At 53.3% G+C, this 13,709-nt stretch carries 11 protein-coding genes; 5 read left to right on the top strand and 6 right to left on the bottom strand.

What is annotated here, in order from left to right; genetic code table 11:
• Positions 1–34: 34 nt before the first annotated feature.
• From OGX66_RS09270 to OGX66_RS09255, 4 genes are all read right to left on the bottom strand, one after another.
• Entirely contained in the window at positions 35–1,297 is a 1,263-nt protein-coding gene (locus tag OGX66_RS09270; protein WP_003035273.1) for a DUF1479 domain-containing protein, read from the bottom strand.
• Between the two features lie 153 nt (positions 1,298–1,450).
• Positions 1,451–2,266 carry a Cof-type HAD-IIB family hydrolase gene (locus OGX66_RS09265; RefSeq protein WP_003836989.1) on the bottom strand — a complete coding sequence of 272 codons (816 nt, stop codon included), beginning with the start codon at positions 2,264–2,266 and terminating at the stop codon, positions 1,451–1,453.
• Between the two features lie 166 nt (positions 2,267–2,432).
• On the bottom strand, positions 2,433–4,865 hold the full coding sequence (locus tag OGX66_RS09260; RefSeq protein ID WP_003845442.1) for a glycyl radical protein: 2,433 nt from the start codon (positions 4,863–4,865) through the stop codon (positions 2,433–2,435).
• A 5-nt stretch (positions 4,866–4,870) separates the two neighbouring features.
• Positions 4,871–5,770 carry a glycyl-radical enzyme activating protein gene (locus tag OGX66_RS09255; protein WP_048998117.1) on the bottom strand — a complete coding sequence of 300 codons (900 nt, stop codon included), beginning with the start codon at positions 5,768–5,770 and terminating at the stop codon, positions 4,871–4,873.
• A 132-nt stretch (positions 5,771–5,902) separates the two neighbouring features.
• Here OGX66_RS09255 and fsa point away from each other — a divergent pair, with 132 nt between their 5' ends.
• Positions 5,903–6,565, top strand: coding sequence for a fructose-6-phosphate aldolase (gene fsa / locus OGX66_RS09250; protein WP_049003174.1), 663 nt, complete (start codon positions 5,903–5,905; stop codon positions 6,563–6,565).
• 179 nt (positions 6,566–6,744) lie between these two features.
• Positions 6,745–7,674, top strand: a complete 930-nt coding sequence (locus tag OGX66_RS09245; RefSeq protein ID WP_088902500.1) for an Rpn family recombination-promoting nuclease/putative transposase — start codon at positions 6,745–6,747, stop codon at positions 7,672–7,674.
• A 48-nt stretch (positions 7,675–7,722) separates the two neighbouring features.
• On the opposite strand, the gene moeB is transcribed toward OGX66_RS09245, so the two are convergent.
• Together moeB and moeA are read right to left on the bottom strand one after the other, a co-directional pair.
• The gene (gene moeB / locus OGX66_RS09240; RefSeq protein ID WP_049016251.1) at positions 7,723–8,472 is read right to left on the bottom strand and encodes a molybdopterin-synthase adenylyltransferase MoeB; all 750 of its coding nucleotides are present in this window, start codon (positions 8,470–8,472) and stop codon (positions 7,723–7,725) included.
• The gene (gene moeA, locus OGX66_RS09235; protein WP_044701113.1) at positions 8,472–9,707 is read right to left on the bottom strand and encodes a molybdopterin molybdotransferase MoeA; all 1,236 of its coding nucleotides are present in this window, start codon (positions 9,705–9,707) and stop codon (positions 8,472–8,474) included. Before moeA ends, moeB begins: the two co-directional genes overlap by 1 nt.
• Before the next feature lie 175 nt (positions 9,708–9,882).
• Here moeA and OGX66_RS09230 point away from each other — a divergent pair, with 175 nt between their 5' ends.
• The 3 genes from OGX66_RS09230 to gsiA all read left to right on the top strand — a co-directional run bounded on the left by OGX66_RS09230 (position 9,883) and on the right by gsiA (position 13,687).
• Entirely contained in the window at positions 9,883–10,671 is a 789-nt protein-coding gene (locus OGX66_RS09230) for an aminoglycoside adenylyltransferase family protein (protein ID WP_088902499.1), read from the top strand.
• A 192-nt stretch (positions 10,672–10,863) separates the two neighbouring features.
• On the top strand, positions 10,864–11,829 hold the full coding sequence (gene iaaA, locus OGX66_RS09225; RefSeq protein WP_003836974.1) for a beta-aspartyl-peptidase: 966 nt from the start codon (positions 10,864–10,866) through the stop codon (positions 11,827–11,829).
• Positions 11,816–13,687 (top strand): glutathione ABC transporter ATP-binding protein GsiA, encoded by a 1,872-nt coding sequence (gsiA, locus tag OGX66_RS09220; protein ID WP_058842491.1) that lies wholly within the window; start codon positions 11,816–11,818, stop codon positions 13,685–13,687. Before iaaA ends, gsiA begins: the two co-directional genes overlap by 14 nt.
• Positions 13,688–13,709: the final 22 nt, after the last annotated feature.

The raw sequence follows: 13,709 nt of genomic DNA, 5'->3' as shown, positions 1-13,709 counted from the left end.
CGAAATACCTAGGGAAAATTGTGTAAGCTACATATTAAATAATCCCCAGCGCGCGTTTACCGTGGATATTCAAATCCTCCAGCGTGAAGCGTCCTTCCCAGTTAGTTTCATAATCCTCTCGCGGGAAATCACCCGGCGATGCGCCTTTTTCCAGCGCAGCTTTCACTTTGTGGGCGTAGGCCAGATTTTTTTCGCACATCGGGGCGGCAGGGATATACATAACGTTACCCCAGCCCTGCTGATTTTCTACAGGCGCGACGGAGTGAATCACATCGCAATGCCACCACACGGAGTCTCCGGCGTCCAGTTGTGGAATGCTGGTTAACGCTTCAATCAGCAACGGATGCCATTGCGCAGAAATCGGCAGGACTCTGCCGGGCGCTACGCCGCAAAGCTCATCTTCCGGCACATCGTCAAGCAATGGGCGTAACAGCACATACGCCATCGCTTCAGGAATCGGAACCACGTGCAACAATCCCTGACCTGGCAGCATATCGGACAACGCAGTCCAGCCCTGGAAGGTACGGAACACTGAACATTTGGTGGTGTTATCCACCGTGTACTCTTCTACTTCGGTGCGATGCGCAGCCTGCCATGGATCGTAATCTGCCAGCTTGCCATTGAAAACATGAGCAAATACCTGCTGATACGCAGGCAGCAGCCAGCGTTCCAGCGCGCCGGAATCCGTATGCGCGCCCAGCCCTTTGGAGGTGGTTCCCGGCGGACGGCGGCGTATACGGTCAGGGTAGATAACGCTGACATCCGGGTTAAACCATTGTTTACCTTCGCTTGAAAATGTCCAAAGACGATTGAGGAACGACTGCGCATTGGCCATTTCTTCACTTTGGCGGGCCTGCATCTGCGCCTGGGACCAGTAAATGGGGTAGATTTCAGGTCGCGATGCGCTCAGGGTGCCGAAGAAGTTATCGCCTGGCCCTTTGTAGACGTCATCAAAATGGTTGCGATCCAGGTAATCAAGCATCGACTGATCCCATGCCAACGCCTGTTCGCGGGGGAAATGCCCTTTAATGACTGCGCATCCGCGACGCTTAATTTCTTCACGCTGCTCTGCACTCACGCGACCCGCTTTGATATCCGCATAGGACAACACAGGCCATACCGGGGAACCTTGCGCTTTGAGAGCGTTGATTTCCGCCACGCGGGTGGCAATGGCATCGCTCAGCTGATTGAAGATCAACTGAACATCCCCAAGCTGTGCCCGCAGTTGCTGTTTCATCTGACGGATTGCCGCTTTGTGATCGGCGGGCAACGTGTCGCTGGTAAAAGTAAAAGCCATAACCACCTCGCATTAATCTTCATTCGAAACTAAATTTGATTGCAAGTGACAATATAAGTTAAAAATTGGTTAATGCAAGTTTAAAAACCTGCTGGTGTGAGCAAAATAGAAAAAGAGTGAAAACCGGGATGAGGGATACCCCGGTTGGCAGGATCAGACGTTAAAAGGTGAAGTGTTATCCAGCACTGCCTGAATTACGTTCAGCGCGCCTTGATGGTTATTGTCATCGGTCTGATAGCGGGCAATCGCTTTGATGCTCTCTGCCGCATTGGCCATGGCGAAAGAGTAGTGCGCCATCTTCAGCATTTCCGCGTCATTGCCACTGTCGCCAATGGCGACCACGTTTTGCGGTGACAGGTTCCAGCGTTTTAGCAGACGGCTGATTCCGTTGGCTTTATGTAAGCCTGGAATGATCAGGTCGATAAACCCAAAGCCGCTGGTGACGGGCTTCATAATGCCGTCTAGAGCAGAATGAAGGTGATCGATAACCAGCGGGATCTGTTGGTCCGGTAAATTCAGCGAGAACTTGAACAGCACATCGTCGATATCCTGATAATCCTTTACGGGTTTCAGGCGGTGGTAGTGTTTTGACATCAAACCGACAAAGGACTCTGGGGCATTTTCGCTCACGTAGGCGCTTTGCAGTCCACAGGCCACAAAGTTGAGCTGCTTATCTTTGAGCAGTTCGCCAATGACAATGCGTGATTCGTGGCGCGTAAGTTCGCCGTGAAACAGCTGTTTGCCATGTTCAAACACCAGCGCCCCGTTCTCGGCGACAAAAGAGATCTCATCTTTGAGCTGCGGGAAAAAGGAGATCAACTGGTAATACTGGTTGCCGCTTGCCACGACAAATTCAATATCTCGTTTCTTCAGTTCCTGATACTGCGCCATAAAGCGTGCACGATCGTATTGCTTGGCGTCGTCGAGAAAAGTTCCGTCCATATCGGTGACGATAACTTTGATGGTCATATATGCTCCTGGCTCATAACTGCGACCAGAAACATTTTAATAACAATGTGAACTAAAGCACAAATTTAATTTCGAATGAAAGTAAAACGCCAGGTGGCAACTTCGCCTTACCCGGCTAAAGGGGAGTATGTAAGCCCGGTAAGCGCAGCGCCACCGGGCGGGAGGGCTACAGCATATGTTCAGTGCGCGCGATGATATCGTCCTGTGCATCCGGTGAGAGAGCGGTGAAGAAGGCGGAATAACCCGCTACACGCACCACCAGATCACGGTACTGATCCGGGTGTTTTTTGGCTTCCAGCAGCGTTTCACGAGAAACGATGTTGTACTGAATATGCCAACCTTTGTGCTCTTCAAAGAAGGTACGCAACAGAATCATCAGCTTTTGTTTGTCAGACTCATTTTCCAGCGTGGCCGGGTTCAGCTTCTGATTTAACAGCACGCCACCGAGAATCGAACCGGTCGGCAGTTTACCCACCGAGCCAATTACCGCAGTTGGGCCGAGATGGTCCGTACCGGAAGCCGGGCTTGCGCCTTCTGCCAGTGGAGTGTGTGCTTTACGGCCATCCGGCGTTGCCATCGTTGCTGCGCCAAACGGCACGTTTGCAGAAATAGACGAGGTCCCGGCGTAGTAATTGCCGCCAACCGGGCCACGTCCGTAACGCGGATTATGATACTGTTTCAGTTCATCGATATAAGTCTGATAAGCGCGGGCCAGCAGCGTATCAACGCTATCGTCATCGTTGCCGTATTTTGGTGCGCCGTTGATTAGCCGTTGGCGTAACTGCTCATGGGTCAGACCGTCAAAATCATCGGCCAGCGCGGCGGCCAGTTGTTGTTGACCGATAGCGCCCTGTTCAAAGACCAGTTTCTTCACTGCTGCCAGGCTGTTGCCGAGGTTGGCGATACCCACCTGCAAACCTGATACCCAGTCATACTTCGCGCCGCCTTGCTTAATGCTTTTCGCGCGTTCGATACAGTCGTCTACCAGCGCGGAGCACAGAATATCGTGTACGTTCTCTTCCAGCATGGTGTCAACGACATACTCGATTTCAATGGATTTACGCGTGTAGTAGCGAATCTGTGTATCCCAGGCATCCATCACTTCATCGAAATTGTTGAAGTTGCCAGCTGAGAGCGCTTTTTCCTGCGGCAGGAAGACTTTGCCGCTGGTGGCATCGCGTCCGCCTTCCAGCGCCGCCAGCATCACGCGGGCAAAGTTAATAAAGCTCATGCCGGTGCAGCGGTAGCCCCATTTGCCGCCAACGGCGGTTTCGATGCAACCAATCGCTGCATAGTCATAGGCGTCTTGCGGTTCAATGCCCAGCTTAATGAATTCCGGAATGACGATTTCATCGTTGTTAAAGGCTGGCATCCCGAAGCCGCAGCGGATCACCTGCACGCAGGCATCAAGGAAGTCATTACTCATCCCCGCGTGATAACGCACGCTCAGGTTCGGCTGAGTAGAACGCAGGCGACCACATGATTCCAGAATGGCGTAGGAGAGCGGGTTGACGGCATCCATCGCCTGACCGCTGACCAGGTTCTGGCCACCTATGGTTACGTTCTGATAGAGCGGGCTGCCCGCTGAGGCTTTCGAATGGGAGCCGGAACGGATTTTGTTCACTTCCAGCAGTTTCAGCCAGCAGCTGTGCAACAGCTCAATGGCGTGCTCACGATCGAGGCTCTGATTCAGTTCTACGTCGCGACGGTAGAACGGGTAGAGGTACTGATCCATACGGCCAAACGACACTGAGTGACCGTTAGATTCAATTTGCAGAATCAACTGGATGAAATAGCACAACTGCAACGCCTGCCAGAATGTTTTTGGTGGCTCATGGGCAATCACATCACAGTTTTCCGCCATGGTCAGCAGTTCATCACGACGGCTGGTGCGCGTTTCTGTGGACGCCATTTTACGCGCCAGCGCGGCAAAGCGCTCAATGTGCAGGCTGACGGCCTCCAGCACGATATCAATCGCTTTCAGGAACTGATCGCCGTGGAGATCGTCCAGACACGTCAGATTGATGCGGGAGCGACGTTCATCGACCTTGTGGCGCAGGCCGTCGAGACCTTTTTCCAGTAGTAGCGGGAAGTTCACCGCCAGGTGTGCGTCGCCGGAGGTCATATTACCTTCGGCTTTGATAATGCCGGTTTCCAGCAGCCCTTTCTGCTCGTCAGTGAACATCCCGTAGCAGCGATCCTGCACGGTCTGACCACGCCACCACGGACACACCTCGTGTAAGACGCGTTTATTCTCTTCGCTTACCGCAAAGCCTGCGCCCGGTCTGTCGGCGAGGTCGTCGATCTCTTTTTCAATCCAGGAGACGGTGTATTCCGGGAAGATCGGCGCGGCGCGCACTTCGCTTGCCTGGTTACCGATAATCAGTTCGTCATGCTTGATCCAGATGGTGCGTTCCGCCAGATGATGGGCCAGCGCCAGCGCGCGGCGTACCGGGATCGGCTTATCCAGGTGTTGCTGATACATCTCGGTATAGTGCTGGGCGCGCTCGGTACAAACCGGCGGTTTCACGATGTGGATCAGGGCTGTTTTATGCGCTTTGATACGATCGCTGAGTGTGTCCAGTTTCAGAGTGGTCATGGCGATTATCCTCGTAGGGTCGCGGTTAAACCTTTAAGGCTGGCATACTGCTGGGCAAATTCGAGCAGTGCAGGCGCATCAAGCGGTTTATCCGGTGCGTTGTAGGGTTGACTGAGTAAGTGGTATTTGTTGATACCAAGGGTGTGGTAGGGCAAAAAATGAATCTCCCCGACGTGAAGCTCGTCGGCAGCAAAATCGGTAATAGCCTGGATGGCGGCTTCGTCAGCGTTGAATCCCTGAATCAGCGGTACGCGGATAATCATTTTTTTACCAGCTGCGGCCAGTTTTTTTAGATTTTCCAGCACACGAGAGGCGCTGCCATCGGTCCACTGTTTAAACGGCGCATCCGCCACGTGTTTTAGATCGGCCAGAAACAGATCGACGTCAGATAATGATGGTTCAATATATTTCCACGGGACATGCAGGCAGGTTTCCACTGCGGTATGAATGCCGGCGTCGTGGCTGGCTTTGAGCAAAGAAGCCGCCAGCTCTGGCTGCATAAACGGTTCACCACCGGACAGGGTGAGGCCCCCTCCGCTGCGATCGTAAAACGGTTTATCACGCAATACGGTCGCCATGATTTCGTCCACGCTTTTTATCTCTCCACAGACGGTTAGCGCCTGCGTTGGACAGCAGTGGGTCAGCGCCGTCAGATCGTCATCGGTCAGTTTTTCGCGATGAATCAGCAACCCGCTTAGTGCCCGCTCAATTACTGCGGGTGCTGCCTGAACACAAAGATCGCAACCATCAAGGCACAGGCGTGCGTCATAGAGCAGATCCTGCGTACGGGCGCGACTTTCCGGATTCTGGCACCACCGACAGCCCAGGGAGCATCCCTTAAGGAACACCACAGTACGGATCCCGGGACCATCATGCGTGGAATAGCGCTGGATATTGAAAATCATAAGCGACCTCTTTTCTTTCGTATAAAGATTAAATTACTTTCGAATGAAAGTTATATTGACGTGCGTCAACTAACCGTGAGGTTTCGCCGTGTTACCTTTTATTCATGCTAATTAATCGTTTGAGGAAAGGTTATGGAACTCTATTTAGATACGTCTGATGTTGATGTGGTAAAAGCTCTGGCGCGCATTTTCCCGCTGGCAGGGGTGACCACTAACCCGAGCATTGTGGCGGCGGGGAACCAGACGCTGGAAGTACTACTGCCGCAACTGCAGGAAGCGATGGGAGGACAAGGCCGTCTGTTTGCTCAGGTGATGGCGACCACTGCCGAAGGGATGGTTAGCGATGCGCGTAAGCTGCGGGCAATCATTGCTGATATCGTGGTCAAAGTGCCGGTAACAGCAGAAGGTCTGGCGGCTATAAAATTGCTGAAAGAAGAAGGGATCCCGACGTTGGGTACTGCGGTATACGGTGCAGCTCAAGGGTTATTGGCTGCACTGGCAGGTGCGGAATATGTTGCGCCATACGTTAACCGCGTGGATGCGCAAGGAGGGGATGGCATTCAGACGGTGACCGACCTGCAGACGTTACTGAAAATGCATGCCCCGCACGCCAAAGTACTGGCAGCCAGTTTTAAAACGCCGCGTCAGGCGCTGGATTGCCTGCTGGCAGGCTGCGAGTCCATCACGCTACCGCTGGACGTTGCTCAGCAGATGATTAGCTCTCCGGCAGTTGATGCTGCCGTCGCGAAGTTTGAGCACGACTGGCAGAGCGCATTCGGTCGCACATCTATTTAAACGAGAGTGCCGGGATGTAGCCCCGGCATTATTGCGTACATGATTCCGTCAAAATGAATGTGTTGCAGTTGTACGCTTTTATCTGCGAATCCCCCTCGTAAAACCGACAAAGTCGGCATGCGACCCGTCATCATGGCAGGTACAGTCGTGTCATCATGTTAATCAGGTGACGGACCGCCATGAAAAAATCACCCACATCCACGCCGCACGATGCGCTATTTAAAACGTTTTTAAAATACCCGGAAACGGCGCGCGATTTCATTGAAATCCATCTTCCCTCCACGCTACGAACGCTGTGCGATTTTTCGACATTAAAGCTGCAACCGACCAGTTTTATCGAGGATAACTTACGTGCATATTATTCCGATGTACTTTGGTCGATGAAAACCAGTGAAGGGCACGGCTATATTTATGTCGTAATCGAACATCAAAGCCGCCCGGATGTTCATATGGCATTTCGCCTGATGCGTTATGCGATAGCGGCAATGCAAAATCACCTCGACGCCGGGCATAATACGTTACCTTTAGTTGTGCCGATGCTGTTTTATCACGGAATCGATACACCTTATCCCTTCTCTCTATGCTGGCTGGATGAGTTTGATAATCCAACACTTGCACGTCAGCTCTACCTGTCAGCTTTTCCGCTGGTAGATATTACCGTTGTTCCAGATGAAGAAATTATGCAGCACCGACGCATTGCTCTTCTGGAACTGATTCAAAAGCATATTCGTCAGCGCGATTTGATGGGGTTGGTGGACAAGCTGGCCGCGCTGTTGGTTACCGGAAGCGCTAATGACAGCCAGCTAAAAGCGCTGTTTAATTACCTGCTAATCCAGCACGGTCACAAACCGCGCTTTGGACGATTTATGCGCAAGCTGGCGCAGCGGGTACCCGAACACAAGGAGAGTACAATGAATATTGTGGAAAAAATACGTAGGGCAGGACAGCGAAAGGGGATGCGGGAAGGAATGCAAAAAGGCTTGGTTGAAGGCCGCCGCGAGGAAGCGTTACGCATTGCTCACTCAATGCTGGACGATGGTCTCCCACGGGCGGTCATCGTGAGGATTACTGGGCTTTCTGAAGATGACGTTAAATCACTGACGTATTGAACGTATATTAATTCAGCCCCGGATAACAAACGCCGCCGGGGCTTTCGTTTATTGCCCGCAGACCTCGCACCCCGGATTACGCATCAGCTTCATTTCGCGAAACTGGCAGGTCATGGCATCGTACATGACGATTTTTCCGGATGCCGGTTTACCGTAGTTTGCCAGCAGCTTAATGGCTTCCATCGCCTGTAACGAGCCGATCACGCCGATCAGCGGGGCCATCACTCCGGCTTCTACGCAGGTCAGGGCGTTTTCACCGAACAAACGGCTCAGGCAACGGTAGCAGGGCTCGCCTTCCTGATACGTAAAGACGGTAATTTGCCCTTCCATGCGAATTGCTGCACCGGAAACCAGCGGAACTCTGGCGGCAAAGCATCCGGCATTCAGCTGATTGCGGATGCTGACGTTATCCGTACAGTCCAGCACCAAATCGTGTTCGGCAATAAGCGCGTGAATCTCGCTATCGTCCAGCAGCGCATTCACCGGCGTAATGGCGATATAAGGGTTAATCCGCGTTAGCGCGTCACGAGCGGATATCACTTTTGGTTGCCCTACGGTTGCATCGCTGTGCAGCGTCTGGCGTTGGAGGTTCGACACGGAGACCGTGTCAAAGTCGAGCAGGGTTAAATGCCCGACGCCAGCACCAGCAAGGTACTGGGTTGCAGCACATCCCAGTCCCCCCAGACCAACGACCAGTACCCGCGCATCTTTGAGCGCTTCCTGACCTTCGAAATCGAAGCCGCGCAGAATGATTTGCCGGTTATAGCGCATCATCTCCTGGTCGCTGAGTTCTGCCATTACAGACCTCCAAACAGTGCGTTAAATGGCTCAACTTCAACCCATTCTCCGACCTCAACGTTACCGCGATCGCGCTCCAGCACAATAAAGCAATTGCCCTGGCTAAAGGAGCTAAAAATATGCGAGCCCTGGTGCCCGGTGGTAGTGACTTCCAGTTCGCCTTCCGCGGTACGCTGCAATACACCACGCTGAAAATCCAGACGCCCTGGCGTTTTCTTCAGGCGTGAAGCGGTGCGCACGCGCTGGCGCGGAGGCAACCCACAGGCGGTGTTGCCGCTGAGTTTCGCCAGCAGCGGTTGTACCAGTTGATAAAAGGTGAGGGCAGCAGACACCGGGTTACCCGGCAGGCCGCAAAACCAGCTGTTGCTCAGTTTGCCAAAGGCGAACGGTTTACCGGGTTTGATAGCCAGCTTCCAGAAGGCAATTTCTCCCAGCTCTTCCAGAATGGTTTTGGTGTAATCCGCTTCGCCTACCGAAACGCCACCAGAGCTGATGACGACGTCGGCCTGGCTGTCGGCTTCGATAAATGCGGCCCGCAGCGCGTTGGGATTGTCGCGAATAATCCCTAAGTTGATCACCTCGCAGCCCAACTGCTGCAGCATCAGGTGAACGGTCAGACGGTTTGTGTCATAAATCTGCCCGTCGCCCAGCGGCTGACCCGGCAATTGCAGCTCATCACCGGTGGAGAACAATGCCACGCGGACTTTACGCACAACGGGGACCTCGGCAATACCGAGCGAAGCCAGCACGGGAAGCTCGGCGGTTGTCAGACGAGTTCCTGTGGGGAATACCACCGCGCCGTTTGCAATATCTTCACCGCGCAGACGAATATTTTGTCCGCTGCGGACGTCGGCGGTAAAACGCACACCGTCGTCAGTTTGTTCCGTTTGCTCCTGCATTACCACGGCTTCACAACCGGCAGGCACCGGGGCTCCGGTCATAATACGGATGCAGGTTCCCGCAGGCCACTCGCCGTGAAATGGCTGTCCAGCAAAGGCTTTGCCAGCCACCGCAAGAGGCTGGTCTGATTGTAAATCGGCTAATCGCACCGCATAGCCATCCATTGCCGAGTTATCGAATCCCGGCACATCAATCGGGGAGACGACGTCGGTGGCCAGAATGCGGCCAAAGCATTGAACCAGCGGCAGCGTTTCGACGGCGGTGAGTGGGGTAATACGCGAAAGCATCTGAGAAAGAGCCGTTTCAAGCGGCATCAGTCCGGCGGTAAATTCCATGAGAAGACTCCTGCGGGGCAAAATCGAATCCGCTCATTATGTCAGAAAATGGACGCGGACAGTATGCTACCTCAGGCTTAGGATCAGATCTGATACAGGTTTTCTGCCAGAGATTAGCGCTACAGGAAAAATGCAGTATAGACTCATGATTTCTGCTTTTTCTCCAGGAGGCTAAATGTCTGCGACTATCCCGGATTCAATTCGACGGCAGGTGAATGCCGCCAGTGCACTGATTGCGCGGATTATCGAGGGCGACCTGGTTGCTGTTCATTTGTATGGCTCTGCTGTTGAAGGTGGCTTAAAGCCCCAAAGCGATATCGATTTACTGGTTACCATTAGGCAGCCACTTAATACCCGGCAAAGAAAAGATCTGATGCAGGGTTTTCTGGAAATATCAGCCCCGCCTGGTAGCGTTGATAGATATCGGGCGCTGGAAGTGACCATCGTGATCTATTCACAACTTGTACCCTGGCAATTCCCACCGTCAAGAGAAATGCAATTTGGCGAATGGTTGCGTGACGATATTCGCGCGGGAATTGTTGAACCGACACAGGTGGATCCTGATCTTTCCATCCTGCTGACCCAGGCCAGGCGCGCCAGCGTAGCGTTGTTCGGTGAAGCCGCTGAGACGTTATTCAACGTCATTCCTTTTAGCGATGTTGTGCAAACATTTCGGCATATTCTTGATATGTGGCAGAAAACGGGCGATTTAGAGGGTGACGAGCGAAATATCATCCTTACTCTGGCGCGTATTTGGTACAGCCTGGTTACGGGCAATATTGTCGCTAAAGATGAAGCCGCCTCCTGGCTTATACCGCAATTACCCGTTGAGTATGCTGACACGCTGCAAGCCGCGCGTGCGGAATACCTGGGGTTAACCAAAAAGAACTGGGCTGCGTCTATGCCGTCTGTTGAACGCTTTGTGTTTTATGCAAAAAAACAGATTGCCGATCGGCTTGAATAATATATTCAACGATGTTGGAAGATCCCCTTTCTGATTAACTCATCTAAATAACCTGATGGGATGGGGGGGTGAGGTACGGGCCTTAACCTTTACATGACGTCTGCATCTTTCTATATTCAAAAATCGAATCAATAAGTCACAGAAATTCTGATATTTATAACCCCGGTACCTGCCACCTAATGGACGAAAAAAATGGGTAAAGCAGTCATTGCAATTCACGGCGGCGCAGGGGCTATTACCCGTTCGCAGCTGAGCCAGGAGCAAGAGTTGCGTTATATACAGGCGCTGTCGGATATCGTTGAAACCGGCCAGCGGATGCTTGAAGACGGTCGTAGCGCACTGGATGTCGTTACCGAGGCCGTGCGCCTGCTGGAAGAGTGTCCATTGTTTAATGCCGGAATTGGCGCGGTGTATACCCGTGATGAAACCCATGAGCTGGACGCCTGTGTGATGGACGGTAATACGCTGAACGCAGGCGCCGTCGCCGGGGTAAGCCATCTGCGAAACCCGATTCTCGCGGCACGCCTGGTAATGGAACACAGCCCACACGTCATGATGATAGGTGAAGGGGCTGAAAACTTTGCCATTGCGCAGGGTATGGAGCGCGTATCAGCGGATATTTTCTCGACGCCAGAACGCTACGCTCAACTTCTGGCGGCGCGAACAGCGGGTGAAACGGTGCTGGACCATAGCGCGAGCCCGCTGGATGAAAACAACAAAATGGGTACCGTGGGTGCGGTCGCGTTAGATATGTTTGGCAATCTGGCGGCAGCAACATCGACCGGCGGGATGACCAATAAATTACCGGGGCGGGTGGGTGACAGTCCGTTGGTTGGCGCAGGCTGTTATGCCAATAATGCAAGTGTGGCAGTCTCCTGCACCGGAACCGGAGAAGTCTTTATTCGTGCTTTGGCGGCCTATGACATTGCGGCGTTGATGGACTACGGCGGTCTGAGTTTATCCGAAGCGTGTGAACGCGTAGTGATGGAAAAATTACCGGCGCTTGGCGGCAGCGGCGGTTTAATTGCTATCGATCATGAAGGCAATGTCGCTTTGCCGTTTAACAGCGAAGGCATGTACCGCGCCTGGGGATACGCAGGTGATACGCCAACCACCGGTATTTATCGGGAAAAAGGAGATAGCGTTGCCACACAGTGATGAGCTTGATGCCAGCGATGTGCTGGCAGTCAGCAATCTGAATATTGCCTTTGAACAGGAGCAGCAGCGTGTCAGCGCAGTGCGCAATCTGTCATTTCGCCTGAAGCGTGGCGAAACGCTGGCGATAGTCGGCGAGTCTGGTTCTGGTAAGTCGGTGACCGCCTTGTCGCTGATGCGTCTGATTGAACAGTCCGGCGGCGAGGTGAGCTGCGATGAAATGCTCCTCCGACGCCGTAATCGACAGGTTATTGAGCTGGGTGAACAGAGCGCATCACAAATGCGTCACGTGCGCGGTGCGGATATCGCGATGATCTTCCAGGAGCCTATGACATCGCTTAATCCGGTGTTTACCGTGGGCGAGCAAATTGCCGAGTCTATCCGCTTGCACCAGGGTGCCAGTCACGAAGAGGCGATGGTAGAAGCGAAGCGAATGCTCGATCAGGTGCGTATCCCCGAGGCGAAGGCGATTTTATCGCGTTATCCACACCAGCTTTCCGGCGGTATGCGCCAGCGGGTGATGATCGCCATGGCACTGTCGTGTCGCCCTGCGGTTTTAATTGCTGATGAGCCGACAACCGCGCTGGATGTCACCATTCAGGCGCAGATCCTGCAACTGATAAAAGTGTTGCAGCAGGATATGTCGATGGGAGTGATCTTTATTACCCACGATATGGGCGTTGTGGCGGATATTGCCGACCGCGTGCTGGTGATGTATCAGGGCGAGGCGGTAGAAACCGGCAGCGTTGAGCAGATTTTTCACGCTCCCCAGCATCCTTATACTAAAGCGCTGCTGGCAGCCGTGCCGCAGCTTGGGGCAATGAACGGGCATGAACTTCCGCGCCGTTTCCCGCTTATTTCATTACACGATCCCAGCCATGTAGAGCCACAGACCGAACAGGATACCGTGGTTGAAGGCGAGCCAATTTTGCAGGTACGTAACCTGGTGACGCGTTTTCCTCTGCGTAGCGGCATTCTAAATCGCGTAACTCGCGAGGTGCATGCAGTGGAAAACGTCAGCTTTGACCTGTGGCCGGGAGAAACGCTCTCGCTGGTGGGTGAGTCGGGCTGTGGGAAATCCACCACCGGGCGGGCGCTGTTGCGCCTGGTTGAGTCTCAGCGTGGGGAAATCATTTTCAACGGACAGCGTATTGATACCCTTGCTGCCAGCAAGTTGCAGCCGCTGCGTCGGGATATTCAGTTTATCTTCCAGGATCCGTATGCCTCGCTCGATCCACGTCAGACGGTGGGATATTCCATTCTGGAGCCGCTACGGGTGCATGGGTTATTGCAGGGGGATGCGGGGTCAAAACGAGTTGCATGGCTGCTGGAACGCGTAGGATTGCTGCCTGAGCATGCCTGGCGCTATCCGCACGAGTTTTCCGGCGGTCAGCGTCAGCGTATCTGTATTGCACGGGCATTGGCACTCAATCCCAAAGTGATTATTGCCGATGAATCTGTCTCGGCGTTGGATGTTTCAATTCGTGGGCAAATTATCAACCTGTTGCTCGACCTGCAGCGGGAAATGGGAATTGCATACCTGTTTATTTCCCACGATATGGCGGTGGTGGAACGGATCAGTCACCGTGTGGCGGTGATGTATCTCGGGCAAATCGTTGAGATTGGCCCCCGACGCGCGGTGTTTGAAAATCCGCAACATCCGTATACGCGCAAACTGATGGCGGCAGTACCAGTTGCCGATCCATCGCATCACCGACCACAGCGTGTGCTGTTGTCGGATGATATCCCCAGCAATATCCGCAAGCGCGGCGAAGAGATTTCCCCCGTGTCGTTACAGTTAGTTGGCCCGGAACATTATGTTGCGCGTGGGCAACCAGAAAATGCGCTTTCACGTTTATAACAGGCAGACAGGGTTTAAGGAG

It is taken from the genome of Citrobacter sp. Cf072 (assembly GCF_030334485.1).
Lineage (GTDB): Bacteria > Pseudomonadota > Gammaproteobacteria > Enterobacterales > Enterobacteriaceae > Citrobacter > Citrobacter freundii.
Note: the sequence above shows the minus strand (reverse complement) of the source record. Positions and strands in the feature narration are given on the sequence as shown.